The sequence below is a fragment of the Kushneria halocnemicola genome (genome assembly GCF_965650455.1).
Classification (GTDB): domain Bacteria; phylum Pseudomonadota; class Gammaproteobacteria; order Pseudomonadales; family Halomonadaceae; genus Kushneria.
This window is the reverse complement of sequence record NZ_OZ287968.1, coordinates 2,501,785-2,527,323: the sequence shown is the minus strand read 5'-3', so window position 1 is coordinate 2,527,323 and position 25,539 is coordinate 2,501,785. Positions and strand designations below refer to the sequence as shown.

Below are 25,539 nucleotides of genomic sequence, written 5' to 3'. Positions count from 1 at the left end.
AGCGGCCCGGATCGGAAATGACACAACGCCCCCGAGTGGGAGCGTTGCACCGTCAACAATGATCAACGGGCCGTGGTGACCACGGCCCGGGTCAGACCGGCTTACTCGCTGAGCCAGCCCTTTTCCTGATAGTAGCGCTTCGCCCCTTCGTGCAGCGGCGCCGACAGGCCCTGATTGACCATGGTTTCCGGTTCAAGCGTGGCAAAGGCGGGGTGGAGCTTCTTGAAACGCTCGAAGTTGTCGAACACGGACTTGACCGCGGCGTAGACCAGGTCGTCGTCGACCTTCTCGGCGCTGACCAGCGTGGCCCCGACACCAAAGGTCTTCACGTCATCCGGGTTGCCCTTGTACATGCCGCCGGGAATGTCATAGAAGCTGTAGTAGGGGTGCTCTTCCACCAGCTTCTGGATCACGTCACCGTCGAGCGGAATGATGCGGGCATCGACCGTGGTGGTGGCTTCCTGAATCGAACCGTTGGGGTGACCGGCGACAAAGACCATGGCGTCGATGTTGTTGTCGGCAAGGGCGGAGGCCTGTTCGGCGCTGTCAAGCTCCGAGGTCAGGGCGAAGTCGCTGGTGGTCCAGCCCTTGGCAGCCATTACGACTTCCATGGTGGCGCGGTTGCCCGAGCCCGGGTTGCCGATATTGACGCGCTTGCCCTTGAGATCGTCCAGCGTTTCGATGCCGGAATCGGCGCGCGCCACCAGGGTGAGCGGCTCACCGTGCATGGCAAAGACGCTGCGCAAATCCTCGTGCGCGCTGCCTTCGAACTGGCCTTCACCGTTGTAGGCGTTGTACTGCACGTCGGACTGGGCCACGCCCATGTCCAGATCGCCGTTTTCGATGCCGTTGACGTTGGCGACCGACGCACCGGTTGACGGCGCGTTACAGCGATAGCCGCTGTCACCCTGGTTGACGAAGCGGCAGATCGACTGACCGACCACGTAATAGACACCGGTCTGACCGCCGGTGCCGATGGTCATGAACTGCTGCTGACCGGCCTGAGCGCTGGTTGTGGAGAGCGCAAGCGCCCCCAGCGTCATGACGGTCGCCGACAGCATCGAGGCAAGAGTCTGGCGTTTGATCATGAGAAGGTTCCTTTTTATGGCTTGTTATCCCTTGTGACAGGCCGGGCCTGTCAGGTGACGCTACGTTACTGCCGCAATGACAGGACTGCAAAACGACCATCTTACTAGCTTAAGTTTCATTAAAGGTTTCGGGGTGGGGTGGCCGGGCTTTTTCGGCCGATGTGATGATAAAAATCAATCATCGAAGGGTCGCGCTGCAACCATGGTTTCCTATAGCATCACGATGAAACGATCGTAACGAGGTTGCCTGCCATGTCCTTTGAGTCCTTCAATCCCCCGACGCGCCTTCTGATGGGCCCGGGACCGATCAATGCCGACCCGCGCGTGCTGCGTGCCATGTCCGCCCCGCTGATCGGCCAGTACGACCCCGCCATGACCGCCTGCATGAACGAGACCCAGGCGCTGTATCGCGACGTCTTTCGCACGAAAAACGATGCCACGCTGTTGATCGACGGCACCTCGCGCGCCGGCATCGAGGCGGTGCTGGTCTCGCTGATCGAGCCGGGCGATCGGGTACTGGTCCCGGTCTTCGGCCGCTTCGGCCATCTGCTGCGCGAGATCGCCGAGCGCGCCGGCGCCGAGGTACACATCATCGAGGTCGAATGGGGCGAGGTCTTCACGCCCGAGCAGGTTGAGACCGCCATTCGTGACGTGCGCCCGAAGGTACTCGCCATGGTGCAGGGCGACACCTCCACCACCATGTGCCAGCCGCTTGAAGCGATCGGACAGATCTGCCGAGCGCATGACGTGCTGTTTTACACCGACGCCACCGCCTCGCTGGCCGGCAACGTGCTGGACACCGACGCCTGGCAGCTCGACGCCGTCACGGCCGGACTGCAGAAGTGCCTGGCCGGGCCCTCCGGCAGCGCGCCGACCACGCTGTCGCCGCGCGCCGTCGAATGCATCCGCGCGCGCTCGCATGTCGAAGCCGGGCTGGTCGGCGACGGCCATGATGCCGGACGCGGCGTGCGTATCCGCTCGAACTATTTCGATCTGTCGATGATTCTCGACTACTGGGGCGAGGCGCGGCTCAATCACCACACCGAAGCCACCAGCATGCTGTATGGCGCGCGCGAATGCGCAAGGCTGCTGGTCAACGAAGGCATGGATCAGGCCGTGGCCCGTCACGCCCTGCACGGCGGCGCACTCACCAACGGACTGTCGGCGATGGGGCTCAAGCTCTTTGGCGATCAGGGCCATCGCATGAACAACGTGGTCGGCATCTACATTCCCGACGGCGTGGAAGGCGAGGTGCTGCGCCGCACCCTGCTGGAAGATTACGCCATCGAGATCGGCACCTCGTTCGGCCCGCTGCACGGGCGTATCTGGCGCATCGGCACCATGGGCTACAACGCCCGTCGCGACACCGTCATGACCACCCTGGCCGCGCTCGAGGAAGTGCTGCGTCAGGCCGGGGTGAGCATCACCGCCGGCAGCGGCGCCGGCGCGGCCCGTGATTACTATCAACAAAACCCGCAGCAGAGCTCACAACAGACCCCGGGGAGCGCTCATGCATAACGGGGAATCCATCGTTGCGGCCTGTGATCAGCTCGCCGCCATCTCGGCCGATGCCGGTCAGCTCACGCGCTGCTACCTGACGCCGGAGCATGCCCGCGCCAACGCGCAGCTGGCGCAGTGGATGCAGGATGCCGGCATGCAGACCTGGCAGGACGCCGCCGGCAATCAGTGGGGGCGTCTGAAAGGCAATGACCCGTCGCTGCCGGCGCTGCTACTGGGCTCGCACTCGGACAGCGTGATCAACGCCGGGCGCTATGACGGCCCGCTGGGCGTGCTGCTGGCCATCGGCGTGGTGGCGCGTTTAAACGCCGCCGGACAGCGTCCGACCCGCTCGGTGGAGGTGGTCGCCTTTGCCGATGAAGAGGGCACCCGCTTTGGTACGGCGCTGCTGGGCAGCCGCGCCGTGGCCGGCAGCTGGGACCCGGCCTGGTGGGAGATCACCGGTCGTGACGGCGTGACGCTGCGCCAGGCGTTTGTTGATTTCGGCCTCGACCCCGAGCGCGTGGGTGAGGCCGCCCGCACCTCCGAGTCCGTGGCCGGCTATCTGGAAGCGCACATCGAGCAGGGCCCGGTACTGGAAGCCGAGCGCCGCTCGCTGGGCGTGGTCACGGCCATTGCCGGCGCGCGCCGGTTCAGTATCACCATCGGCGGTGAGGCGGGTCACGCCGGCACCACGCCGCTGGCGCTGCGTCGTGACGCGCTGTCCGGGGCGGCCGAGGCGATCGTTGCCATCGAAACGCTGGCGCGCGCCGCCGGCATCGTCGCCACGGTCGGCTCGCTGGAAACCTTTCCCGGTGCGGTCAACGTCATCCCCGGCGAGGTGCGCATGACGCTCGACATTCGTGCCGAGCGCGACGAGGACCGCGACCGGACGCTGGCGGCCATTCGTGAAACCTGTGATCGCATCGGCGAGACCCGCGGGCTGGCCTGGCACTGGCACGAGACCCACTCGGCACCGGCGGTGGCCTGCTCCCCGCGGCTGGTCGAGGCCCTGTCCGGCGCGATTGGTACCGTGATCGGCACCGACACGGGCCCGGTCCTGCGCCTGGCCAGCGGTGCCGGGCACGACGGCATGGCGATGGCCGGCATCTGTGATATCGGCATGCTGTTTGTGCGCTGCGACCGCGGCATCAGTCATCATCCGGACGAGTCGGTACAGGCCCGCGATGTGGATGACGCCCTCAACGCCATGAGCGGCGCCGTCACCGCGCTGGTCCGCTGATACTGCCTGCCAGGCATACGCCGGGCAGTGCGCTGTCCGGCTTTTGAGGCGAGATCACCATGGAACAGCATCTGGGCCAGCGACTGCGCCAGCAGTTTGATCAGCTCACGCCCAACGAGCAGAAGGTCGCCGGGTTCATCCTCGATCACTTCGACGATGTCGCCGTCTACAGCGCCGCGGATCTGGCCCGGCTGACCGGGGTCTCCAAGGCCACGGTCAGCCGGCTCTTTCGCCGTCTGGGGTTTGCAAGCTTCAGCGAGGTGCGCCAGCACGCCCGTGAGCTGCGCTATCACGGCGTGCCGCTGGTCACCGACTCGAGCGCGCTGGGCAGCGGGCTGGAGCGCTTTCAGCGCCACTTCGAGCGCGAGCGCGACAACCTGCACCAGATGCTGGCGGCCATCGACGCTGTCACCTTCGATGCCCTGATCGAGGCGCTCGACCGGGCCCCCGAGGTGCTGGTGATCGGCTATCGCAACGGCTATCCGCCGGCTCTGCACCTGCGCCAGCAGTTGATGCAGATTCGACCCAACGTCCGACTGGCGCCGCTGCCGGGTCAGTCGCTGGGCGAGGAGCTGGTCGGCATGCCAAAGGGCACGCTGGCCATCGTCATGGGCTTTCGACGCCGGGCGCACGGGTTCTCGAGTCTGCTCGAGCAGCTCAAGGGCGGCGGTGTGGACACGCTTTTGATCGGTGACCCCACCCTGGCCGCTACCGGCGCATCTCCCACCTGGCAGCTGGAGTGCCCGCTGGACAGCGTCTCTGCCTTTGACAGCTATACCTCGGTGATGAGCCTGATCAATCTGCTGGCCAATGCGCTGCTGCACAAGCGCCTCGGCGAGGGGCGTGCACGTATCGATGCCATTAGTGAGGCTTACTCAGGTCTGGAAGAACTCTCCTGAGTTGACGCCCGGCTTTTGATCAGAGGCGGCCTGCGGGCCGCCTTTTTTGTGTCCATTGGCGGGCAGAACGTGCATTTCCTGCACCGCGGCTGTGCAGTTTGCCGGCCGAAAGAGCCTGAAGGATCAGTCACGAGACAGCCTGGTGTGCGCTGCGAAAGGGCGCTGCACCAGACTGGCACGAAGGTTGCAATGCTCCTGTGTCATACCTCAAACAGCGCCTGTCAGGCCAGGGAGTGCACATGAGTGACGTCATCGAGCGTGTGGACCGCAGCGTCTGGGTCAAGGGGGCGCCCGAGCGCCGCGCGGCGGTCATGGGGCGCGGCCCGCTGGCCGGGCGACGGCTGGCGGTGAAGGATCTTTTTGATATCGAAGGCGAGATCACCGGCGCCGGCAATCCCGACTGGGCCGCCGCCCAGCGCCCGGCACAGCGTACGGCGCCTGCCGTGCAGGCACTGCTGGACGCCGGCGCGGACCTTGCCGGCAAGACCCAGACCGACGAGTTCGCCTACAGCCTCAACGGCGCCAACATGCACTACGGGACACCGGTCAATCCGAAGGCGCCCGAGCGTCTGCCGGGCGGCTCCAGCTCCGGTTCGGCGATTGCCGTGGCACGCGGCGAGGCCGATATCGGCCTGGGCACCGACACCGGCGGCTCGATTCGCATCCCGGCCAGCTACAACGGGTTGTGGGGGCTTCGTCCCACGCACGGTGCGATCGGCTGTGACGGGCTCGTCCCGCTGGCGCCCTGCTTTGATACGGTGGGCTGGCTGTGTCGGGATCACGACACCCTGGCCGGCGTGGCCGACGCGCTGTTGCCGCGCCCCCATCATGAGGCGTTTGATAGCGTCATGACGCTGCTGGTGCCCGAGGCACTGGCCGGGGAGGCGTCACGCTTTCACCAGACGCTTGGTGCCCGGCAGGACCTGCTGGTCCAGTCGCTTTCCAACCAGTGGCTGGCCCATCTGGGGCGCACCTTTCGCGTGCTGCAGGGGCGTGATATCTGGCGGGCGCACGGTGCGTGGATGACCCGCGAACAGCCGCGGCTGGCGCCGGATATCGAGGCGCGTTTCCAGTGGTGCGCCACCCTGACCGATTCGGACGAGCAGGTCGCGCTCAAGGCGCGCGCGGAGATCATCAACGCGCTGCGTACCTTCAGTGATGACGGCGCCCAGCTGCTGGCCCTGCCCACCGCGCCGGGCGCCTCGCCGCTTCTGAGTCTGACCGGCCAGCCTCTTGAAGCCTATCGTGAGCATTTAATGGGCATGACGGCGCTGGCCGGGCTGTGGGGGGCGCCGCAGCTTTCCATGCCGCTTTTGACGGACAACCGGCAAGGCGGTGGCCACGCGCCCTGGGGGGTATCGCTTCTGGGCGCCCCGGGCCAGGATCGACGCCTGGTGGCGCGGGCCCGGGCCTATCGCGCATAGGCATAAAACGACCCGGCCGTTATGATGCGCTTCTGCCCGGGCGCATCGATCCACACTGGCGCCATGGGAACATGACTCACAGGAGCGCCCATGGCCGCCATACTCGCGATACTGCCCATCTTCACGCTGATCGTGGTCGGCTACGTGCTGGGCTGGCGGCAGTGGCTGACGCCGGCCAGCGCCGGCGGGCTCTCCTGGGTGACCTTCCGCCTGTTTCTACCCTGTCTGCTGCTCACCGGCATCGCGCGTGCGCCGCTGGGCGATGCCCTGTCGCCGCTTTTGCTGGTGGTCTACTTCATCCCGGCGCTTTTGCTGTTTGCCGGGTTCAATCTCTATGTTCGCCGGCGCACGGGCGAGGCCTCCGCCATCGGTCTGGCGGCCAGCTACTCCAATAACGTTCTGATCGGCATTCCGCTGGTCACGGCGCTGTTCGGCCACGACGGGCTGGTCTATCTCTTTGCGCTGCTGGCAGTTCACAGCCTGATTCTTTTTTCGACCCAGTCGCTGTATGCCGCGCTCGGCCAGGGCCGCGAGCAGCGACCCAGCGTGCTGAGCCTTTTAAAAACGCTGGCCAACCCGCTGGTGGTAGGGCTTTTGATGGGCGTGGTGATCAACGTCACGGGGATCGAACTGCCGCAGCCGCTGTGGCAGGTGCTGGACTGGCTGGCCCGCGCGGCGCTGCCGTGTGCGCTGATCGTGGTCGGCGTGGGGCTGACCCGCTATCAGCTGCGCACCTCGCCCACCATCTGGGCGGTCTGCATTGGCAAGCTGGCCGTCTTCCCCATCATGGTGCTGGCGCTGGGCAGTCTTGTGCCGGGGCTGGCACCGATGGCGCTGCACGTGCTGGTGCTGGCGGCTGCCGGGCCGATCGGGGTGAACGTGCTGGCCTTTGCCAGACCCGGTGAGGAGCAGCATACCGTGGGGGCGAGCATTTTCCTCTCGACGCTGCTGGCCGCGGGCACGCTGCCGCTGTGGATGCTGGCGATGGGCTAGCCCGCCGCAATTGCGGCGGGCCGGAGGGCAGGGGTGGTGCCTAGCGCGGCGCCGGGGCGTGATGCTCATGCCAGTGGCGGGCGATGTCTACACGGCGGGTGACCCACACCCGGTCATGCGCCTCGATGTGATCGAGAAAGCGCTGCAGGGCGCGAAAGCGTCCGGGCCGGCCGATCAGGCGGCAGTGCAGGCCGATCGAGAGCATCTTCGGCGCCTCGGCACCTTCCTCGTAGAGCACGTCAAAGGCGTCGCGCAGGTAGTTGAAAAACGGGTCGCCGTAGTTGAACCCGCCCGGCGAGGCGAAGCGCATGTCGTTGGTGTCCAGCGTGTAGGGCACCACGAGATGATCGCGCGCCTCGCCATTGGCGTTATCGACCGACGTCCAGAAGGGCAGGTCGTCGCCGTAGTAATCCGAGTCGTAGAGAAAGTGTTCCTGCTCGCCCACCAGCGCACGGGTGTTGGGGCTGTCACGGCCGGTGTACCAGCCCAGCGGCAGCTCGCCGGTCAGCTCTCGATGCAGTTCGAGCGCCTGCACCATCATGGTGCGCTCCTGTTCGAGGCTCATGTCCTGATAGTGAATCCAGCGCAGACCGTGACAGGCGATCTCGTGACCCGCCTCCTTGAAGGCGCTGACCACTTCCGGGTGGCGTGCCATCGCCATGGTGACGCCAAACACCGTCAGCGGCAGGTTACGACGCTCGAACTCGCGCAGCACGCGCCACACGCCGGCGCGTGAGCCGTACTCGTAGAGCGATTCCAGACTCATGTGGCGATCGGGGTAGGGGGCGGCGCCGACGATGTCGGAAAGAAACGTCTCGCTGTGGGCATCGCCATGCAACACGCTGTTCTCGCCGCCTTCCTCGTAGTTGAGCACGAACTGCACCGCGACCCGGGCCCGGCCCGGCCATTTCGGGTCCGGGGGATTGGCGCCATAGCCGCGCAGATCGCGAGGGTAGTTATCGAGATAAAGATCGTGGCTCATGACAGGCTCCGGCTCAGGTGTTCAAAGGCGCCGTACAGCGGTTTGGCCAGCGGGGCGGCGCGATCCCCTCGTTTGGAGACCGGATAGCCGGTGGCACTGGCCGCTTCCAGCAACGCCACGCCGGCGGTCACGCCGTCGATGACCGGCACGCCCAGCGTGTCACCCAGCCGCTCGGCCAGCTCGCTCATGCCGGCGCAGCCCAGCAGGATGGCGTCGCTGTCATCCAGCTCGATGGCGGCGCGGCAGGCGGCCAGCAGCGTGTCGTAGACGCTGTCATCGTCGGATTCAAACGCCGCGACCGGCAGTTCGCAGGCGTGCAGCCCGGCGCACTGCTCGCGCTTGCCGTATTCATGCAGCAACCGCTCGGCGATCGGCAGAGTGCGCGCCAGCGTGGTGACCACCGAGAAACGCCGCGCCACCATGGTGGCCATCTGCATGCCGGCCTCGGCCACGCCCATCACGGGGACAGAGGCCACCTCACGCGCGGCGGCCAGGCCCGGGTCGCCGAAGCAGGCGATCAGGTAGCCATCGACGCGCGTGTCGCCGCGCTCGGTCTCGATCATGCGCTCTAAAAGACCCGGCACCGCAATGGCCTCGTCAAAGTGGCCTTCAAGGCTTGCCGGGCCGTGGCGCGAGGTGTGCATAAGGATCTCGCCGCGCGCGACGCGTCGGGCGCTGGTAGCGATGCCTTCGCTCATGGCGGTGCTGGTGTTGGGATTGATGACACAGATGGTCGGGGTATGAGAGGTCATGAAGCACTCGGTTCGCGGTGGTGGCCAAAAAGATGTTCGAAATCGGGCAGGGCGTCGCCGCCGGCGGTGAAATCAAGGCTCGCCTCGATGTCGGCCAGGTGCTGATGCATCCAGTGCTGGATGGCGGCGAGCTCGCCCGTCGCCAGCAGGTCGATCAGGGCCGGGTGTTCACAGGGACAGCCGGCCCGGTGGCGCCCGTAGACGGCAATGATCAGAGAGGTGCGCGAAATCAGCTGGGAGAGCGCTTCGGACAGCGATGCGTTGCCGGCAACCGCCATCAGCCGCGTGTGAAAGCGCGCTGACAGACGAATGGCCTGTTCACGGCTGGCGTGGTGCTCCTGATCGGCAATCGTGGACAGGGCCTCGAGGTCTTCCGGCGTGAGGCGGGTGACCACCTCGGCCAGCAGCGTCCCTTCAAGCAGGCGCCGCGCCCTGAAAACGTCGCGCGCCTCGCTCGGGGTGGGGCTGGTGATCTGGGCGCCGCGGTGGGCGCGAAGCGTCACCAGCTGCTCCAGCGCCAGACGCTGCAGCACGCGACGAATCATGGTGCGACTCACGCCGAAGGCGCCGGCCAGCGCGTCTTCCGGCAGCCGGGCCCCGGGGGAAAGACGATGCTCGACGATGGCCTCCCACAGCGCCTGATAGATCGCATCATCGCTGCGGGTCTCGCGCCCGGTGGCAAGACCTGCCAGCAGGTGGAACTGACCGGTATCGTTCATGGGGCTCCTGTCATGCTTTTGCTGTCGAATGCTCTCCCTCGGGATTGTATACAAGCATTTTCCATGCCACTGCCTTCAAACGCCTGTCCTGGGCAGGTGATACAGGAAAGGGCGCTATCAAAAAGATCCGGTAACTGCATGATAACGGCCAAAGGAGCTCTTTTTTGGTGCATATCGTGTCGTTTCAGCACTTTTATGGTGCATGCCTGATGCAGCCTTTCGACCTTGGTCTTAGCCCTCTGGCGCAACAAAAAAGCCTGAAAAACAACCATTCCAGCCAAAAAATACCGATACAACAACAGCTTGTGGCCAAAGAACAAATTTTTACCCTGGATGGCATCAATCTGGCACGGGGATTGTATACGAACAAGTGACAGGCAATATCCGCCATCCGGCCATCGCAGGGCTGCCAGCGGCAGCGTAACGATCCTTCATGGAGTCGCTCATGAACAGCACCAAGACCGAGGGGCAGATGCCCGCTGCACCCGATCCGCACCTCTATAACGAGGATCTGGCGCCGGCCAGACAGGACTGGAATGCCTACAACATTTTTGCCTTCTGGATGGCCGATATTCACAGCGTCGGGGGCTACGTGCTGGCGGCCAGCCTGTTCGGCCTGGGGCTGATGGGCTGGCAGGTACTGATTTCGCTGCTGGTCGGCATCCTGGTGGTGCAGATCTTTGCCAACGCCGTGGCGCGGCCCAGCCAGCGCACCGGCGTGCCCTTTCCGGTCATCTGTCGCATGGCGTTTGGCACGAAAGGTGCCAACGTGCCGGCAGTCATTCGCGGGCTGATCGCGGTGGTGTGGTACGGCATTCAGACCTGGCTTGCCTCCAACGCGCTGCTGCTGGTGCTGCTGCGCTGGTTCCCGGGGCTCGAGTCCTGGACCCAGGTGAGCTTTGTGGGACTGTCCGCGCTGGGCTGGCTGTGCTTTGCGCTGATGTGGGTGCTCCAGGCACTGGTGTTCTGGCGCGGCATGGACACCATCCGGCGTTTCAACGACTGGGCCGGGCCGCTGGTCTATGCGGTCATGTTTGCCCTTGCCGGCTGGATCGTCTGGAGTGCCGGCCCGAGCAACATCAGCCTGTCGCTGTCGAATCAGACCTTAAGCGGCGGGGAAGCGCTGTGGCAGATGGTGGTTGCCGCGGTACTGGTCGCCGGTTACTTCGCCGGCCCCACGCTGAATTTTGGTGACTTCTCGCGCTACTGCGCCACCGAGAAGGCCGTGCGTCGCGGCAACTTCTGGGGGCTGCCGGTCAACTTTTTGGTGTTTTCCATCATCACCGTGGTGGTGGTCTCCGGTACGCCGCAGGTCTTTGGTGAAATGCTGACCGACCCGATCGAAACCGTGGCCCGCATCGACAGCGTCACCGCCGCCGTGCTGGGCGTGTTTGCCTTTGTGGCCGCCACTATCGGCATCAACATCGTGGCGAACTTTGTGGCGCCGGCGTTTGATTTCTCCCACGTCGCGCCGGAAAAAATCAGCTGGCGCATGGGCGGCATGATCGCCGCGGTCGGCTCGATCTTTCTGACACCGTGGAATCTGTTCAACAACCCCGAACTGATCCACTACACGGTCGGCGTGCTGGCCGGTTTGATCGGGCCGCTCTACGGCATCATCCTGATGGATTTCTACAAGGTACGCCGTCAGAAGATCGATCTGGACGCGCTGTTTTCCTCTGCAGATGGCAGCACCTACCACTATCAGCGCGGGGTCAACCCCGTCGCGCTGCGCTCCCTGATCATGGGGGGGCTGGTGAGCGTGCCGATCAGCCTGGCGCCGCTGGGCGATATCAGCAGCTTTGCCGTGTTCTTCGGCGGCGGCGTGGCCGCACTCGCCCACGGCTGGCAGTCCGGGCTGTGGCGGCGCGGCGCCCCCGGCAAGGCGGCTGCTTCCCGCTCCTGAGACGTTGGTGATCCGCTAAAAGGGCATCAGCCATGACGCATGGCTGGTGCCCTTTTTCATGGCGGCTTTTCGACGGCCGGTGCAAAAGCCCATTCGACTTTAGCCGTAAAGAGTCGGTGTCTATACTGCACGCCGTCCTTCGGGGCCGCGCTGTCACGACCGTTTGGCTGCCCCGACTCACATCCATTCATGATGTGCGGCCCGGACCGCCACGCTGTCGGGGCCGTACGCTTGTGTAACGATCTGCAGGAGCAGGATCATGTCCCTTGCATTGATGGCGCTGGCCATCGCCGCCTTTGGCATTGGCACCACCGAATTCGTGATCATGGGGCTGCAGTCGGCCGTCATGGCGGATCTTGATATCACGCGGCTGCAGGCCGGGCTACTGGTGTCCGGCTATGCCATGGGCGTGGTGATCGGCGGGCCGATACTGGCCGTGATCTCCTCAAAAATGCCGCGCAAGGCGACCCTGATGGGCCTGATGGGCATCTTTATCGTGGGTAATCTGGCCTGTGCGCTGGCACCCGGCTACGCCACGCTGATGATGGCGCGCGTGTTTACGGCGCTCTCCCACGGCGCCTTTTTCGGCATCGGCGCGGTGACGGCGGCCAGCCTTGTGGTGCCTGAAAAGCGCGGTCAGGCCATCTCGCTGATGTTTGCCGGGCTCACGCTTGCCAACGTGCTGGGCGTGCCCTTTGGCACCTTTCTGGGGCAGCTGGCCGGCTGGCGCTCGACCTTCTGGGCCGTCACCCTGATCGGTATCGTTGCGGTACTGTCGCTGTGGCGGTGGGTACCGAGCCATCTGCCGCGCAGTGAGGGACGCGTGCTGGGCGAGTTTGCCGCCCTCAAGAGCAAAACCGTGCTGATGGCGCTGTTGTGCAGCGTGCTGGCCTCCAGCAGCCTCTTTGCGGTCTATTCCTACATCGAGTCTCTGCTCACCGAGGTTACCGGCATTCCCACCGGCTGGGTGGCCTGGGTGCTGTTGCTGTTCGGCGCCGGTCTGACGCTGGGCAGCGTGGTCGGCGGCCGGCTCTCCACGGGGCGACTGATGCCGCCGGTGGTCGGACTGATGCTGATGACCGCGGCCATTTTGATGATTTTCGGTATCACCGTGCATACGCCGCTGGCCGCACTGGTGACGCTGTTTTTGTGGGGCGTGGTGTCGTTTGCGCTGGTGCCGATTCTGCAGCTTCTGATCGTCGATCAGGCGGTGGAGGCGCCCAATCTGGCCTCGACCCTCAACCAGAGCGCCTTTAACCTGGGCAACGCCTTCGGCGCCTGGCTGGGCGGCATGGCGCTGGAGCGCGCGCTGCCGCTGGAAGATCTCCCCTGGCTGGGCAGCGCCGTGATGCTGGTGGCGCTGGTGGCCGCCCTGTGCACCTGGCGGGTGCTCAATCATCGTCTCGGCCGGGTGCAGGACCGGGCGCACCGCGAGGCTCAGGCCGACACCGCCACGGTGCAGTAGCCCGGCCCCGCGCCGGGGCAGGCTCAGCCGCTGTCGGGGCCGAAGGTCTGCGGCAGATACAGGATCAGGTCGGGGAAGAAGATCAACAGCGCGATCACGCCCAGCATGACCAGCAGATAGAGCATGGTGGTGCCGAGTGCCTGCAACAGCGGAATGCCGCCGATGCGCGCCGAGATCATCAGACACAGCCCGTAGGGCGGCGTGATCAGCCCAAGGCCGAGCGCCATGACGCTGATCACGCCGAACTGTAGCGGGTCGATGCCGGCCTGGGCGGCCAGCGGCTGAAAGATGGGCGCCAGAATCGCCATCGCCGGCAGCGAGTCCATGAAGGTGCCGACCAGCAGCATGACCACTGCAATCACCACCAGCAGTACGGTCGGGTCGGTGATCTCCACACCCACCATCAGCTGCGGCGGAATGCGATAAAAACTGATCAGATAGCCAAAGATCGCCGCGCCCACCAGGCTGAACAGCGACAGTGAGCAGAGTCGGACGGTATCGGTCGAGGCGTCCAGCACGCTTTTGAAGTTCAGCTCGCGATAGACCACAAAGCCCAGCAACAGCGCATAGAGTACCGCCATTACTGCCGCCTCGGTCGGCGTCATGATGCCCAGCGTAATGCCGCCGATGATCAAAACCGGGATGCCGGCGGCCAGCAGACCGTCCTTGCCGGAATGCAGGATCTCTTTGAACGTGGCGCGCTTGCGGGTGGGTACGTCGTAGCGGCGCACGTAGCCCAGGTTCATTAAAAGCTGCGTGATGGCGATCAAAATCCCGGGAATGATGCCGCCCAGAAAGAGTCCGGCAATCGAGGTGCTGGTCAGTGCGCCCCAGACGATCATGTTGATCGATGGCGGAATGATGATGCCCATGACGGACGAGGCGGCCGTCACCGCCACGCTGAAGTGCGCCGGATAGCCCTCCTTTTTCATCGCCGGAATCAGCACCGTCCCGATACCGGCGCTGTCGGCGGTCGAGGAGCCCGAGACGCCGGCAAAGAGCATGCTGACCAGCACGTTGACATGCGCCAGCGCCCCCTTGAAGTGCCCGACCAGATTGAGACACAGCGTGATCAATCGGTCGGTGATGCGCGCGGCGTTCATCAGATTGCCGGCCAGCAGAAACAGCGGCACGGCCAGCAGCACAAACGAATCCATGCCGTAGTACATGCGCTGGAACAAAATCCAGGGCGTCAGACGCGGGTCGAGCACGATCACGCTGAACGAGGTCAGCACCAGCGCCATCGCAATGGGCACGCCCAGCACGATCAGTACACCCAGCAGCACGAACAAAAGCCAGGGCAGCAGAAACAGCAGATCACCCGTCATCATGAACGTTTCTCCTGTGGGTCGTTGCGGGCAGTGGGTGGGGTGTCGATGTCGGCGGTGGGCGGGGCCGTCTCGTCGATGTTCGAGGGGGTGTCGAGCTCGCCCTCCATGACGTCCAGCCCCTGAGTGGCGCCGAGCAGCAGCCGCTGCAGACTGAACAGCACGATCAGCACGCCGCAGACCAGAAACGCCGAATAGGTCACGACCATCGGCAGCTGGGAGGCGCTGGCGATCCGGTTAAAGCCGGAGGCGGCAAACGCCTGGCCAAACACGATGAAGATGACGCCCACGCTGAGACAGGCCAGATCGCGCAGCACTCGCGTCAGCCGGCCCATCCACGTGTGGCGGGCAAAGGCTTCCAGCACGAAGTGATCGGCGTGCAGCACCCCGATCGCTGTGCCCAGCATGATCATCCATTGAAAGGCGAAGCGGCTGAGCTCCTCGGTGGCATGAACCGTGGGCAAAACGCCCAGATTGCGGCTGGCGATCTGATAGAGAATCAGCAGGATAAAGCCCGCCAGCAAGAGCAACAGCACGACGTTGAGCGCTCGCTCTATGGCGCGGTTGAATCGGCCCAGGGCCGCGATGAATCCCATGGCGCGTCTCCTCAGTCGGTGTGGATGATCAGGTTGTAAACATCGCGCAGATCCATGTCGTCGATCACCTCACCCAGCGGTTCGGCCACCATCGCCTGCATGCGCTCGCGGTCCATCGGGTAGAACGTCGCGCCTTCCGCCTTGAGCTTTTCCCGGGACTCCCGGTCCAGACGAATCTGCAAATCGCGGGCGTACTGCTCGCTCTCGCTGGCTGCCGCCTGCACCGCGCGCTGCTCCTCGGGGGACAGCGACTCCCAGGTCTGCGCCGAGACTGTCAGCAAACGCACGGTGATGTCGTGCTCTGAAAGTCCGATGTGCGATGCCACTTCGTGAAAGCGCATGCGATAAATCCACTCCGCTTCGTTGAGCAGCCCGTCGATGGCGCCGAGCTGCAGCCCGGTATAGATCTCCTGATACGCCAGTACCGTGGGCCGGGTGCCCAGCGCCGCCCAGGCGGTCACGACCGGGCGGGTCGGGTTGGTGCGAAGCTTCATGCCCTTCAGGTCATCAAGGCTTTCCAGCGGCCGGGTACTGACGATCTGGCGGGTACTGCCGCCGTAGTAGGCCAGCACTTTCACGCCGGTTTCGTCCTCGATGCGCCGGGCAATCTCGCGGCCGGCCTCGCCGTCGAGCACGTGCGCCCAGTGGTCGATATCGCGGTAGAGAAACGGGATCGAGAAGATGCTGGCGGTGTGGGAAAACTCCGAGATCAGCCCGGGATTGACGATCGAGAAATCCAGCGCCCCGGCGGTCTGCTGCTCGAACATCTCGGTTTCGTGGCCCAGCACCGAGTTGCTGTAGATATTGATGGTCAGCGCGCCGTCGCTTTTGTCCTTTAAAAGCTCGCCGAAGCGCTCGGCGCTGGCGTGATAGGCCGTCTCCTCGGTGGCGCCGTGGGCAAATATCAGCTCACGGGCGCAGGCCTGTGACGCCAGCACCGTCAGCCCCAGACAGGCGATGGCCGCCAGCAGCGCGGTGCGGCGGTGAAAAAAGAATCGGCAGGACATCATGATGGCTCCCGTAAACGGTGGTGCGTGGGGTCGGTGCTGGCGCGCACCCGGAGAGAGGTGTCCAGAACAAGGCGCTGCGGCGCGCCATCCGGGACCTTGAGGCAGTCGAGTGCCAGCCCGGCGGCCTTCTGGCCGATGGCATGGGGATGCGTGGCGAGACTGCTCAGCGACGGCTCGCTGAGTGCGGCCTCGTCGCTGTCATCGATACCGATGACGGCGCAGTCGATGCCGGGGGCAAGACCCAAGCGGTGCAGGGCCAGCAGGGCGCCCAGCGCCATCAGGTCGTTGTGACAGATCAGTGCCGTGGGCGGGGTCAGCTCAGCCATGATCTCGAGCGTGCGCTCAAGCCCGGCACGTCGGGTCAGTTCATTGCGGCCGGTGCGGATGTCGGGGGTGCGCCCGGCCGCCTGCATGGCCTGTTGATAGCCTGCGATGCGCTGGCGGTCCGCGGAGCTGTGGCCGGTCCCGGTCAACAGCGCGATGCGCTCATGGCCGCGATCGATGAGATGCGCCACGGCGCGGGTCAGCCCGGTATGGATGTCGGCGCCGACGTAGTGGCCGCGGGGCGTGTCACCCACATGGCGCATCACCTCGATACAGGGCAGGGCCCAGCCGGTAATGGTGTCGATCAGCGTGTCGGGGGTGTTGTCTGCCGGACACAGCAGCAGGGCATCGATGCGCTGCTCGCGCAGGCGATTGATCAGGCGCTGCTGGCGCTCGGGGCTGTCACCGGTGCTGGCCAGAAACGAGACGTAGTCGGCGTTTTGAAGGGTCTCGTCGATGCCGGCCACCATGGCGCCGAAAAAGGGGTTGGCGATGTCGTGCACCACCACACCGATGGTATGGGTGCGGGCGCTGCGCAGGGTGGCGGCGCCGCGGTTGTAGACATAGCCCAGCGTCCTGACGGCGGCCATCACCCGCTCGCGGGTACTTTTGGCCACCAGCGGGCTCTCCTGAAGCACCAGCGAGACGGTCGAGCGCGACACGCCGGCGTGCGCGGCCAGATCCTTGAGTGTGACGGGCTTGCCTGATGGGGGCATGGGAGTGTCCTGCCGAGTGAGCGTTTTGGATCGATCCAAATACGTCCGACAGGCTAGCGCTGCATCATGGGCGACGCCTATTGCGCTTTAGTGCTACGACCTCGGTCCAGGAGCGAGCCGGGCGGCGTCGGGGGCAAACGTCACGCGGGCCAGTGTGCCGCCGTCCGGGGCTTCATGCAGAGAGATGCTCGCGCCCAGCGCTGTACAAATCTGACGGGCGATCGCCAGGCCCAGGCCGGTGCCGCTGATGGCGCGGTCGGCCTCCTCGGTCGGCGGCGCCTCTCGGCGGGCCCGGTAGAAGCGCTCGAAGACCCGCTCGCGCTCGGCTTCGGGAATACCGGGGCCGTCATCCTCGACCTCGATGACGGCCCCGGTCAGCACGCGCACCGTAATGTGGCCGCCGGCGGGGGTATAGGCCTGGGCGTTGCCGATCAGGATCGCCAGCAGTTCGTTGATCAAGGCGCTGTCGGCGTGAACGCTTACCGGCTGCGGCGCCTCGAGCGCCAGCGTCAGGCCGCGCTGCCAGGCCAGCGATACCATGCTCATGCAGAAATCCCGCGCCGTGTCGCTTAGATCCAGCACGGCGAAGTCGCGCCGGCGGATATCGTTTTCCACCCGCGCCAGCGAGAGCAGCCGATTGGCCAAAAGCGTCAGCGCTTCCAGATCGCGCTGGGCGCTTTCAAGTGTTTCGCGCAGCGCGTCGGTCTCCTGCGTCTGCGTGCCCAGCTCCAGCCGGGCACGCAGGGCAAACAGGGGCGTTCGAAGCTCGTGGGCGGCATCGGCCACAAAGGTGCGCTGGGCGCGCAGGGTGTCATCCAGGCGCTCGGTGAGGTGGTTGATGGCATCGATCAGCCCGCGCACCTCGCGCTGGACGTTGTCGGTCGGCAGCGGTTCGAGATTGTCCGGCGAGCGGCTGGCCACCATGTCGGTGATGCGCCGGAGCGGGCGCAGGGCCGCATCGATGGCCAGCATGAAAAGCAAAAAGGCGCCGATGGCAAACAGCGTCAGGCGCATCAGCGAATCTGCCAGCAGCTCGCGCATCAGCTGAGCATGAATGTCGCGATGCTCGGCCACCCGCACCTCGACCATGCCCTGATAGCCCGGCTGGCTGACCGGCACCAGCAAGGAGACCACGCGCACATCGCGCCCGCCGTAGGTGGCGTCATAAAAGCGCGCCAGCGACGGATAGCGGCTGGTCATCTCACTCGAGACCGGCGGGGCGGGCAGGTCATCAAAGCCCGCGATCGAGCCCTGCTCAGGGGTGATGACCTGATAAAAGGCGCTGCCGCCGCTGTCGAGCGAAAACGGGTCGAGCACGGCGCGCGAGATCCTCGCCTGCAGCTGGCCCTCCCGGACGGTCAGCGACTCGCCCAGCACCCGGGCGGCGATCAAAAGCGGTCGGTCGTAGGCGCTGCTCGCCACCCGCCAGGCATCCAGCCAGGCGCCACCCACGCCGATGCCGATCAGCAGCAGAAGTGCCGCGCCGATGCGCCGGGTCAGGCGCCCGCGCAGGCTGCGCGGCGAAAGGCTGGCCTTCACGCCACAGGGCCCGGGGCATCAAGGGTCTGGGCTTCAAGCTGATAGCCCAGACCGCGAAAGGTGACGATGCGCACGTCGCTGCCCTCCAGCTTGCGCCGCAGCCGTGAGACATAGACCTCGATGGCCTCGAACGAGCTGTCCTCTTCCATCGAGAACATCTGCGCGGCCAGATGCTCCTTGCTGACCGTGCGCCCGACGCGCGCCATCAGGGCCTCTAAAAGCGCCAGCTCCCGCGGGGGCAGGGTCAGCGGCTGGTCCTGCAGGGCGAAGCTGCGCGCGCCGAGATCAAAGGCCAGTGCGCCGCAGCGATGGATCTGCTGGCCGTCGTGGCGGGTGCGGCGGATCAGGGCGTTGATGCGTGCCTGAAGTTCAGACAGCGAGAAGGGCTTGATCAGATAGTCATCCGCGCCCAGGTTGAGCCCCTTCACCCGGTCGTTGATGCTGCCGCGGGCGGTCAGAAGCATCACCGGCAGGCGCGTGTCGCGCTTGCGCAGCCAGCTCAAAAGCGTAAAGCCATCCATCTCCGGCAGGCCGATATCCAGAAGCAGCAGGGCGTAGCTTTCGGTCTCCAGCGCCGTGCGCGCCGAGAGCCCGTCATGCATGACGTCCACCCGCCAGCCGGCGTCCTCCAGCGAGCGCCGGATACTGTCTGCCAGCGAAGGGTGGTCTTCGACCAATAGCGTACGCATTGCCGCTCCCGTGAAAGGTTGCTGAAAGCCTGCCGGACTATCGTGCCAGCAGGCGAAGCCCGCACCCATCGGTGCCGTGTCGGCCCCGGGTGAGGGCCGCCGGGACAGTATGCACGGCGAACAGTCGGTGACCAACGCAGCAACCATGACGCGCTGCGACGCCGTCAGCGTTCGGGACTTTGCAGGCCACACAACACTTGCAGACCACACAATAACAGCGCCGGGCAGCTCGCCGGGCCGACGTGAGGAACATCCGACATGACAATGACACGACGCATTGCCGGCAAGGGCCGCATGGCAGCGCTGGCTCTGATAGGCACGCTGAGTCTGGGCGCAAGTCTTCAGGCCATGGCCGCGGAAGAGCCCCGGCGGCCGGAGTGTATCGCCCCGGCGGCGCCCGGCGGCGGTTTTGACCTGACCTGCAAGCTGGCGCAGAGCGCGCTGGTGCAGGAAAACATTCTCTCCTCGCCGATGCGTGTCACCTACATGCCCGGCGGCGTCGGCGCAGTGGCCTACAACACGGTCGTCGCCCAGCGGCCGTCGGATGCCAACGCCATCGTTGCCTGGTCGAGCGGGTCGCTGTTGAACCTCTCCCAGGGCAAGTTCGGCCGCTTCGATGAAAGTGCGGTGCGCTGGCTGGCCGCCGTGGGCACCAGCTATGGCGCCGTGGCCGTGCGGGCGGATTCTCCCTACAAAAATCTGGATGATCTGGTTCAGGCGCTGCGCAAGGACCCCAGCAAGGTCGTGATCGGCGCCGGTGGTTCGGTGGGCGGTCAGGACTGGATGCAGACCGCACTGCTGGCCAAGGCCGCCGGCATCGATCCGCAGAAGATGCGCTATGTCGCGATGGAAGGCGGCGGCGAGCTGGCCACTTCCCTTCTGGGCGGGCATATCCAGGTCGCCAGTACCGATATCGCCGACTCGGTGCCCCACGTTGAAAGCGGCGACATGCGCATTCTGGCGGTGTTCTCCGAAGAACGTTTGCCGGGTGACGTGACCGGGGAGATCCCCACCGCCATCGAGCAGGGCTACGACGTGCAGTGGCCGGTCATTCGCGGCTTCTACGTCGGACCGGAAGTCAGCGATGAGGCCTACAACTGGTGGAAGGACGCCTTCGACAAGCTGCTGGCCTCCGAGGACTTCGCCCAGCTGCGCGAAAGCCGTGAACTCTACCCCTTCTCCATGACCGGTGATGAGCTCAACGACTACGTCACCAAACGCGTCGGTGAGTACCGCGAGCTGGCCGGTCAGTTCGGTCTGATCCAGTAACTTCGATACCGGTGCAGGGGCGCTTTTGGGGCCCCTGCGCTGCTGGCCGTTCGTCCGGAGCCTGCCATGATCTACCAACGACTCTTTCTGGTGGCACTGCTGGTCGTCTACGCAGTGCTGGCCTACGCCGCGACCACCTATGAAGCGCCCTTTTCCTACGAGCCTGTCGGGCCGCGCGCCTTCCCGCTGCTGCTGTTGATCCTGCTGGCGGCCGGCACGGTCTATCTGATGATTCGCCCCGGGCAGATGGCCGAGGAAAACGCCGACACGCCCCTGACCGGTCAGGTGCTTGGCCGGCTGGTGCTGTGTGTGCTGGCGCTGGCGCTGTTTGCGTTTTTCTTCGAAAAACTCGGCTTTATCGTCTCGGCCTTTCTCTTCGCCATCGCCATGTGCCGGCTCTACAACGGCGGCTGGGTGACCAGTGTCATCACGGGCGCTGTCATGTCGGTGACCTTTTACATGCTGTTTGATCGAGTGCTGGACGTGCCGCTGCCGCTGGGCGTGCTGTCAGGACTGGGAGTCTGAGCCATGGAAACACTGGGTTATCTGGGCCAGGGGTTTGGCGTGGCGACCACGCCGCTGAATCTGTTCACGGCCCTGTGCGGCACGCTGATCGGCACCGTGGTGGGGCTTTTGCCGGGGCTGGGGCCGATCAACGGCGTGGCGCTTTTGATTCCGATCGCCTTTGCGCTGGGCCTGCCACCGGAGACCTCGCTGATCCTGCTGGCGGCGGTCTATCTGGGCTGTGAGTACGGCGGGCGCATCTCGTCGATTCTTTTGAACATTCCCGGTGAGGCCTCGGCGGTCATGACCGCGCTGGACGGGCACCCGCTGGCGCGACAGGGCAAGGGCGGCATTGCGCTGTCGATCTCGGCGGCCGGTTCCTTTACCGGCGGGCTGATCGCGACCATCGGCGTGACCATCTTTGCCCCACTGCTGGCGAAGTGGGCGGTGGCGTTCGGCCCGGCCGAATACTTCGTGATGATGGTCTTTGCCATTACCTGTCTGGCGGGCATGGCCGGCAACAAGCCGATGAAAACCGCCGTGGCCTCGCTGATCGGGCTGCTGCTGGCCTGTGTGGGGATCGATGCCAACAGCGGCGTTTATCGCTTCACCTTCGGCAGCCTCGGTCTTGCCGACGGCATTCAGTTTGTGGTGCTGGTGCTCGGGCTTTTCAGCATCAGCGAGATTCTGGTGCTGCTCGAGCGCACCTATTACGGCCAGAGCGCGCTCAAGACCAGCGGTCGCATGATGTTCAACATGAAAGAGGCGATGCTGGTCAAGTGGACAGTACTGCGCAGCGGCGTGGTGGGCTTTTTCATGGGCATTTTGCCGGGCGCCGGGGCGACCATGGCCAGTGCCGTGGCCTACATGAGTGAAAAGCGCATGGCCACGAAGGACAACCGCTTCGGCAACGGTGACCTGCGCGGGCTGGCCGCACCGGAAACCGCCAACAGCGCCGCGGCCTGTGGCTCGATGGTGCCGATGCTCACCCTGGGTGTGCCGGGGTCGGGCACCACGGCGGTGATGCTGGGGGCGCTGACCCTTTACAACATCACGCCCGGGCCGATGCTGTTTCAGACCGACCCGCAGCTGGTGTGGGGGCTGATCGCCTCGCTGTTCATTGCCAACGTCATGCTGGTGGTGATGAACATTCCGCTGATTCGCGTGTTCACCAAGATTCTGGCCGTGCCCTACTGGGCGCTGGTGCCGGGGATCGCGATCGTCACCGCCATCGGTGTCTACGGCGTGCATGCCACCACCTTCGATCTGTTTCTGATGATCGTGATCGGCGTGGTGGGCTACATCCTGCGCAAGTTCGACTTTCCGCTCTCTGCCGTGCTGCTGGGCTTTATCCTGGGCGGGATCATGGAGCAGAACCTGCGTCGGGCGCTGTCGATCTCCAACGGCGAGCTCTCGATTCTGTGGTCGAGCCCGATCACCTGGGGCGGCTGGGCGCTGGTGGTACTGATGCTGGTGCTGCCGATGTATCGCGGCTGGCGTCGGCGTCGTACGGCGCTGCCGGGCAATCCGTGATGTCGTAACACCCTGACGGGTGGTCATTGCCAAAACAAAAGGCCCGCCAATGGCGGGCCTTTTCATGCCGGAACGGTGGGTTGCAGAATTGGTTGGTTGCCGAGTTGATCGATGCGATCAGCGCGCCCCGGAGCCGGTGAAGATGGTACGGATGGTGCGAATCACGACCAGCAGGTCCATCCAGAACGAGAAGTTGCGGATGTAGTAGAAGTCGTATTCAAGCTTGGTGCGCGAGCCTTCGACTTCGGAGGCGTAGCCCTGCTCGACCTGTGCCCAGCCCGAAATACCGGGGCGAACCACGTGGCGATAGCGAAAGAACGGGATATCGCGCTCATAGGCCTCGGTCAGTGCCGGGGTCTCCGGGCGCGGGCCGATCAGGCTCATCTCGCCCTTGAGTACGTTGAAAAGCTGCGGCAGCTCATCGATACGGTACTTGCGCAAATACTTGCCGACCTTGGTGATGCGCGGGTCTTCGCCTTCCTGAGTGGGACGAACATCGTCAGGGTTCACGTACATGCTGCGCATCTTGTAGACGTCGAACTCCTCGCCCTGAAAGCCTGAACGGCGCTGGCGAAACAGGATCGGGCCCGGGTCGTCGCGCTTGATCATGATCGCGGCCACGCCCATCAGCGGCAGCGCCGCCGGCAGCATCAAAAGCACCGCGGCGATATCGGCCAGGCGCTTGAGCAGTTCATAGCCGGTTCTGGGCATCAGGGAGCCGTAGCGATTGCCATGGATCTGATCGAGCCCGATGCGCCCGGTGCTGGCCTCGCCAAAGCGGCGTGCATCGTAGACCGGAATACGCTTGATGGTGCAGTCGGCCAGAAAGCGCTGCCATTCGTCGCTCAGATCGCAGGAAAGATCCACGATCACACCGTCAACGCGCAGGTTTTCAAGGTCCGGGCCGCTCAGCCAGCGCTGATCGATGTCCTGATGGCCGAACCACTTTTCGATGTTGCCCAGCGGCACCAGCGCCATTTTGCGACGGCGATAGCGTCGCCCTACCCGATACCCCACCCAGCCGCACAGCAGGGCGAGCGCGCCCGACATCAAAAGCTGCGTCAGATGGAAAGGAATGGCCAGCAGTTCCAGCACCATCAGTATAAGCAGGTAAACGGCCGTCACCGCCGCAAGAACATACGTGCAGGGGTCGGTGCCCGGGTGGCGGGAGAGCTGATGCACCGTACGAAACGCCACCATATAGGCGATGGCACTGGCCAGCACCGTGATGTTGGTGCTGCTGATTTCAAGCGTGGAGTTCAGCCAGCCCCAGCCCCACAGTGCCGGCAGCAGGGAGGTCAGCACCAGCCCGAAAAGATAATGAACCCGAAAGCTCAAGAGAATGCGCTCATACCACAGCGAGTGCCGGTGATTGCCCCGTACCGGTCGTGTTGTCATTTCCATGACCTGTCCCTGAAAGAGTATCTTTTATTGATTGGTAATGGTTTTTCAAAAATATCGGACGGCGACAGGCCGATGTGGATATCGGCGCCGACGGCAATACTTTACCTGGGTGTGGAAAGTAATATCGTTTTATTTGACAGGATTCTCTATGCAATATTGTGCATTGATAAATACGATGGGAATGATGGTTTTTTAAAGTGCTGAAACGGGGGCTGGGTATTAGATATAACTAAATTGGAAGTCTGACGATTGCTGCTCGCCCGGAAGCAGACTGTCTGATGAGAGGCGTTATTGGCTGACAGTCTTTCGATACCACGTTCAAAACCGTCTTCATGCCGCGCCATACGGGGGTTTTAAGACGACTCTCGGGTCTTACATGATGTTACTTTAAATAGACTTTCGGATAATCTCGCTCTCGGTAGATGTCAGGCATGATGAATGTGTCGATTGTATGACGCGGGCTGAATTTCGGACGATATTTATAATACTTGTTAAATGTCAGATTGCTGATTTCAGAGATGTCCTTACCGGCCCTTGAATATAAAAACAATGGCTTCGTTGCATGGCCTCTTGATAATAACAGCCAATAAAAGGCGGCCCGGCCATCATCAAATAGCGTGACTATCGCGACCAGGGAGTAACGTCATGGGAATTTTAATTGTTTATCTTGTAGTGACCACACTGGCTGTCCTTGCCGTTTTTTCCGCCATGGGCGTTTCAGCCAACAGCGGTCACTTCATGGAAAGTGCAGCCATTGCAGACGATGAGCCCCAGCACCAGTAGATGTCTGCGGTCATCTGCCCGCTCGGTAGACCCCATCGACACCCGGCCACGCGCCGGGTGTCGTGTTATTAAAACGGGCTCAGGGGAGCGTGCTCAGAAAACCCGAAGGGCGGGCCGGTCGATCGGCAGCCATTTGAGCACGCGCTGGATCTGGCGGTCCCAGTAGCGCCACTGATGATCACCCGGGCCGTCATGCCAGTCCAGCGCAAGTGCGCTGTGCTGTGCGGCTTCCTTGAAGCGCAGATTGTCCGGATAAAGAAAATCTTCCCGCCCGCACCACTGAAACAGCGCCGGCTGACAGGGCTGTGGCGTTTGATAGCGCGCCAGCAGGGCAAAGAGGTCGTCGTCGGTGCCGCTGGGCGTCTGATCAAAGATCAGCGGGTACTCCGGCGGCGGCGTATCGCGCTGGCCCACCGCCACGATATCCAGCGACCCGGACAGGCTGGCCGCTGCGGCAAAGCGCTCGGGCTCGCGTAGTGCCCACTTGAAGGCGCCATAGCCGCCCATCGATAGCCCCGCGACAAACGTCTCCTCCCGGCGTGTCGAGATGGGAAAGAGCCGCTCGCTGATGAGGGGCAGCTCCTCACTCAGAAAACGATACCAGGCCGGGCCAAAGGCCATGTCGGTGTAATAGCTTCGCCCCACCTGCGGCATGATCACGGCAAGCCCGTAGTTTTCGGCGTAACGCTCGATGGCACTAAAGCGTTGCCAGGCGCTGTCGTCGTCGGAAAGCCCGTGGAGCAGATAGAGCACCGGCGACGGGGCACTGGCGTGTTCGGGCACGATCGCGCTGAGCGAGAGCGTCACATCCAGTATCTGCGAGGCAAAGCGGCAGGTCAGAAAGGCCATCGAAGGCTCCCGGTTTGAAAGGACATC

General features: G+C 64.2%; 24 protein-coding genes. 12 read left to right on the top strand and 12 right to left on the bottom strand.

The features are described 5' to 3' along the window. Window positions 1-101 precede the first annotated feature (101 nt). Window positions 102-1,088 (bottom strand): TAXI family TRAP transporter solute-binding subunit, encoded by a 987-nt coding sequence (locus ACS92L_RS11505; protein ID WP_438765025.1) that lies wholly within the window; start codon window positions 1,086-1,088, stop codon window positions 102-104. 252 nt (window positions 1,089-1,340) lie between these two features. Here ACS92L_RS11505 and ACS92L_RS11500 point away from each other — a divergent pair, with 252 nt between their 5' ends. The 5 genes from ACS92L_RS11500 (at window position 1,341) to ACS92L_RS11480 (ending at window position 7,144) form a co-directional block, all read left to right on the top strand. After that, a complete protein-coding gene (locus ACS92L_RS11500) occupies window positions 1,341-2,606 on the top strand; it encodes a pyridoxal-phosphate-dependent aminotransferase family protein (protein WP_438765023.1) in 1,266 nt (421 codons plus the stop codon). After that, window positions 2,599-3,828, top strand: coding sequence for an allantoate amidohydrolase (locus ACS92L_RS11495; protein WP_438765021.1), 1,230 nt, complete (start codon window positions 2,599-2,601; stop codon window positions 3,826-3,828). Before ACS92L_RS11500 ends, ACS92L_RS11495 begins: the two co-directional genes overlap by 8 nt. 59 nt (window positions 3,829-3,887) lie before the next feature. Further along, entirely contained in the window at window positions 3,888-4,727 is an 840-nt protein-coding gene (locus ACS92L_RS11490) for a MurR/RpiR family transcriptional regulator (protein WP_438765020.1), read from the top strand. 239 nt (window positions 4,728-4,966) lie between these two features. Then, window positions 4,967-6,151 (top strand): amidase, encoded by a 1,185-nt coding sequence (locus ACS92L_RS11485; RefSeq protein ID WP_438765019.1) that lies wholly within the window; start codon window positions 4,967-4,969, stop codon window positions 6,149-6,151. Between the two features lie 90 nt (window positions 6,152-6,241). Continuing rightward, window positions 6,242-7,144, top strand: coding sequence for an AEC family transporter (locus tag ACS92L_RS11480; protein ID WP_438765018.1), 903 nt, complete (start codon window positions 6,242-6,244; stop codon window positions 7,142-7,144). Window positions 7,145-7,184: 40 nt separating this feature from the next. Here ACS92L_RS11480 and puuE read toward each other — a convergent pair whose 3' ends face one another. The 3 genes from puuE to ACS92L_RS11465 are packed head-to-tail and all read right to left on the bottom strand — an operon-like array spanning window position 7,185 to window position 9,597. Further along, entirely contained in the window at window positions 7,185-8,126 is a 942-nt protein-coding gene (gene puuE / locus ACS92L_RS11475) for an allantoinase PuuE (RefSeq protein WP_438765016.1), read from the bottom strand. Further along, window positions 8,123-8,878 carry an aspartate/glutamate racemase family protein gene (locus ACS92L_RS11470; RefSeq protein WP_438765015.1) on the bottom strand — a complete coding sequence of 252 codons (756 nt, stop codon included), beginning with the start codon at window positions 8,876-8,878 and terminating at the stop codon, window positions 8,123-8,125. The genes puuE and ACS92L_RS11470 overlap by 4 nt, the downstream gene beginning before the upstream one ends. Then, complete coding sequence (locus ACS92L_RS11465; RefSeq protein ID WP_438765013.1) at window positions 8,875-9,597, bottom strand: GntR family transcriptional regulator; 723 nt, start codon at window positions 9,595-9,597, stop codon at window positions 8,875-8,877. The genes ACS92L_RS11470 and ACS92L_RS11465 overlap by 4 nt, the downstream gene beginning before the upstream one ends. Before the next feature lie 164 nt (window positions 9,598-9,761). Between ACS92L_RS11465 and ACS92L_RS11460 the strand changes: the two genes are divergently transcribed. The 3 genes from ACS92L_RS11460 to ACS92L_RS11450 all read left to right on the top strand — a co-directional run bounded on the left by ACS92L_RS11460 (window position 9,762) and on the right by ACS92L_RS11450 (window position 12,968). Next, on the top strand, window positions 9,762-9,971 hold the full coding sequence (locus tag ACS92L_RS11460) for a hypothetical protein (RefSeq protein ID WP_438765012.1): 210 nt from the start codon (window positions 9,762-9,764) through the stop codon (window positions 9,969-9,971). Window positions 9,972-10,042: 71 nt separating this feature from the next. Further along, window positions 10,043-11,503 (top strand): NCS1 family nucleobase:cation symporter-1, encoded by a 1,461-nt coding sequence (locus ACS92L_RS11455; protein ID WP_438765011.1) that lies wholly within the window; start codon window positions 10,043-10,045, stop codon window positions 11,501-11,503. A gap of 259 nt (window positions 11,504-11,762) precedes the next feature. Next, complete coding sequence (locus ACS92L_RS11450) at window positions 11,763-12,968, top strand: MFS transporter (RefSeq protein ID WP_438765010.1); 1,206 nt, start codon at window positions 11,763-11,765, stop codon at window positions 12,966-12,968. Between the two features lie 23 nt (window positions 12,969-12,991). Here the strand turns inward: ACS92L_RS11450 and ACS92L_RS11445 are convergent, their stop codons facing one another. The 6 genes from ACS92L_RS11445 to ACS92L_RS11420 all read right to left on the bottom strand — a co-directional run bounded on the left by ACS92L_RS11445 (window position 12,992) and on the right by ACS92L_RS11420 (window position 19,170). Further along, window positions 12,992-14,299: a TRAP transporter large permease gene (locus ACS92L_RS11445; protein ID WP_115855191.1), complete on the bottom strand. Its 1,308-nt coding sequence runs from the start codon at window positions 14,297-14,299 to the stop codon at window positions 12,992-12,994. Then, window positions 14,296-14,892: a TRAP transporter small permease gene (locus tag ACS92L_RS11440; protein WP_438765009.1), complete on the bottom strand. Its 597-nt coding sequence runs from the start codon at window positions 14,890-14,892 to the stop codon at window positions 14,296-14,298. The genes ACS92L_RS11445 and ACS92L_RS11440 overlap by 4 nt, the downstream gene beginning before the upstream one ends. Before the next feature lie 11 nt (window positions 14,893-14,903). After that, entirely contained in the window at window positions 14,904-15,902 is a 999-nt protein-coding gene (locus tag ACS92L_RS11435; RefSeq protein WP_438765008.1) for a TRAP transporter substrate-binding protein, read from the bottom strand. Next, window positions 15,899-16,942, bottom strand: coding sequence for a LacI family DNA-binding transcriptional regulator (locus ACS92L_RS11430; RefSeq protein ID WP_438765006.1), 1,044 nt, complete (start codon window positions 16,940-16,942; stop codon window positions 15,899-15,901). The genes ACS92L_RS11435 and ACS92L_RS11430 overlap by 4 nt, the downstream gene beginning before the upstream one ends. A gap of 93 nt (window positions 16,943-17,035) precedes the next feature. Next, window positions 17,036-18,481 (bottom strand): sensor histidine kinase N-terminal domain-containing protein, encoded by a 1,446-nt coding sequence (locus tag ACS92L_RS11425; protein WP_438765005.1) that lies wholly within the window; start codon window positions 18,479-18,481, stop codon window positions 17,036-17,038. Continuing rightward, window positions 18,478-19,170: a response regulator gene (locus ACS92L_RS11420; RefSeq protein ID WP_438765004.1), complete on the bottom strand. Its 693-nt coding sequence runs from the start codon at window positions 19,168-19,170 to the stop codon at window positions 18,478-18,480. Before ACS92L_RS11420 ends, ACS92L_RS11425 begins: the two co-directional genes overlap by 4 nt. 258 nt (window positions 19,171-19,428) lie before the next feature. Between ACS92L_RS11420 and ACS92L_RS11415 the strand changes: the two genes are divergently transcribed. The 3 genes from ACS92L_RS11415 to ACS92L_RS11405 all read left to right on the top strand — a co-directional run bounded on the left by ACS92L_RS11415 (window position 19,429) and on the right by ACS92L_RS11405 (window position 22,476). Beyond that, window positions 19,429-20,439, top strand: a complete 1,011-nt coding sequence (locus tag ACS92L_RS11415; protein WP_438765002.1) for a Bug family tripartite tricarboxylate transporter substrate binding protein — start codon at window positions 19,429-19,431, stop codon at window positions 20,437-20,439. Between the two features lie 66 nt (window positions 20,440-20,505). Next, window positions 20,506-20,964 (top strand): tripartite tricarboxylate transporter TctB family protein, encoded by a 459-nt coding sequence (locus ACS92L_RS11410; protein ID WP_438765000.1) that lies wholly within the window; start codon window positions 20,506-20,508, stop codon window positions 20,962-20,964. Between the two features lie 3 nt (window positions 20,965-20,967). Then, window positions 20,968-22,476, top strand: a complete 1,509-nt coding sequence (locus tag ACS92L_RS11405) for a tripartite tricarboxylate transporter permease (protein ID WP_438764999.1) — start codon at window positions 20,968-20,970, stop codon at window positions 22,474-22,476. A gap of 117 nt (window positions 22,477-22,593) precedes the next feature. On the opposite strand, the gene ACS92L_RS11400 is transcribed toward ACS92L_RS11405, so the two are convergent. Beyond that, the gene (locus ACS92L_RS11400; RefSeq protein WP_438764998.1) at window positions 22,594-23,880 is read right to left on the bottom strand and encodes an exopolysaccharide biosynthesis polyprenyl glycosylphosphotransferase; all 1,287 of its coding nucleotides are present in this window, start codon (window positions 23,878-23,880) and stop codon (window positions 22,594-22,596) included. 645 nt (window positions 23,881-24,525) lie between these two features. Between ACS92L_RS11400 and ACS92L_RS11395 the strand changes: the two genes are divergently transcribed. Continuing rightward, a complete protein-coding gene (locus ACS92L_RS11395) occupies window positions 24,526-24,663 on the top strand; it encodes a hypothetical protein (protein ID WP_438764997.1) in 138 nt (45 codons plus the stop codon). Window positions 24,664-24,756: 93 nt separating this feature from the next. Here ACS92L_RS11395 and ACS92L_RS11390 read toward each other — a convergent pair whose 3' ends face one another. Beyond that, complete coding sequence (locus tag ACS92L_RS11390; RefSeq protein ID WP_438764996.1) at window positions 24,757-25,512, bottom strand: alpha/beta hydrolase; 756 nt, start codon at window positions 25,510-25,512, stop codon at window positions 24,757-24,759. Window positions 25,513-25,539: the final 27 nt, after the last annotated feature.

Coding starts and splice junctions, on each gene's coding strand:
- ACS92L_RS11505 (WP_438765025.1), bottom strand. CDS start 1,088: ATGATCAAACGCCAGACTCTTGCCTCGATGCTGTCGGCGACCGTCATG.
- ACS92L_RS11500 (WP_438765023.1), top strand. CDS start 1,341: ATGTCCTTTGAGTCCTTCAATCCCCCGACGCGCCTTCTGATGGGCCCG.
- ACS92L_RS11495 (WP_438765021.1), top strand. CDS start 2,599: ATGCATAACGGGGAATCCATCGTTGCGGCCTGTGATCAGCTCGCCGCC.
- ACS92L_RS11490 (WP_438765020.1), top strand. CDS start 3,888: ATGGAACAGCATCTGGGCCAGCGACTGCGCCAGCAGTTTGATCAGCTC.
- ACS92L_RS11485 (WP_438765019.1), top strand. CDS start 4,967: ATGAGTGACGTCATCGAGCGTGTGGACCGCAGCGTCTGGGTCAAGGGG.
- ACS92L_RS11480 (WP_438765018.1), top strand. CDS start 6,242: ATGGCCGCCATACTCGCGATACTGCCCATCTTCACGCTGATCGTGGTC.
- puuE (WP_438765016.1), bottom strand. CDS start 8,126: ATGAGCCACGATCTTTATCTCGATAACTACCCTCGCGATCTGCGCGGC.
- ACS92L_RS11470 (WP_438765015.1), bottom strand. CDS start 8,878: ATGACCTCTCATACCCCGACCATCTGTGTCATCAATCCCAACACCAGC.
- ACS92L_RS11465 (WP_438765013.1), bottom strand. CDS start 9,597: ATGAACGATACCGGTCAGTTCCACCTGCTGGCAGGTCTTGCCACCGGG.
- ACS92L_RS11455 (WP_438765011.1), top strand. CDS start 10,043: ATGAACAGCACCAAGACCGAGGGGCAGATGCCCGCTGCACCCGATCCG.
- ACS92L_RS11450 (WP_438765010.1), top strand. CDS start 11,763: ATGTCCCTTGCATTGATGGCGCTGGCCATCGCCGCCTTTGGCATTGGC.
- ACS92L_RS11445 (WP_115855191.1), bottom strand. CDS start 14,299: ATGATGACGGGTGATCTGCTGTTTCTGCTGCCCTGGCTTTTGTTCGTG.
- ACS92L_RS11440 (WP_438765009.1), bottom strand. CDS start 14,892: ATGGGATTCATCGCGGCCCTGGGCCGATTCAACCGCGCCATAGAGCGA.
- ACS92L_RS11435 (WP_438765008.1), bottom strand. CDS start 15,902: ATGATGTCCTGCCGATTCTTTTTTCACCGCCGCACCGCGCTGCTGGCG.
- ACS92L_RS11430 (WP_438765006.1), bottom strand. CDS start 16,942: ATGCCCCCATCAGGCAAGCCCGTCACACTCAAGGATCTGGCCGCGCAC.
- ACS92L_RS11420 (WP_438765004.1), bottom strand. CDS start 19,170: ATGCGTACGCTATTGGTCGAAGACCACCCTTCGCTGGCAGACAGTATC.
- ACS92L_RS11415 (WP_438765002.1), top strand. CDS start 19,429: ATGACAATGACACGACGCATTGCCGGCAAGGGCCGCATGGCAGCGCTG.
- ACS92L_RS11410 (WP_438765000.1), top strand. CDS start 20,506: ATGATCTACCAACGACTCTTTCTGGTGGCACTGCTGGTCGTCTACGCA.
- ACS92L_RS11405 (WP_438764999.1), top strand. CDS start 20,968: ATGGAAACACTGGGTTATCTGGGCCAGGGGTTTGGCGTGGCGACCACG.
- ACS92L_RS11400 (WP_438764998.1), bottom strand. CDS start 23,880: ATGGAAATGACAACACGACCGGTACGGGGCAATCACCGGCACTCGCTG.
- ACS92L_RS11395 (WP_438764997.1), top strand. CDS start 24,526: ATGGGAATTTTAATTGTTTATCTTGTAGTGACCACACTGGCTGTCCTT.
- ACS92L_RS11390 (WP_438764996.1), bottom strand. CDS start 25,512: ATGGCCTTTCTGACCTGCCGCTTTGCCTCGCAGATACTGGATGTGACG.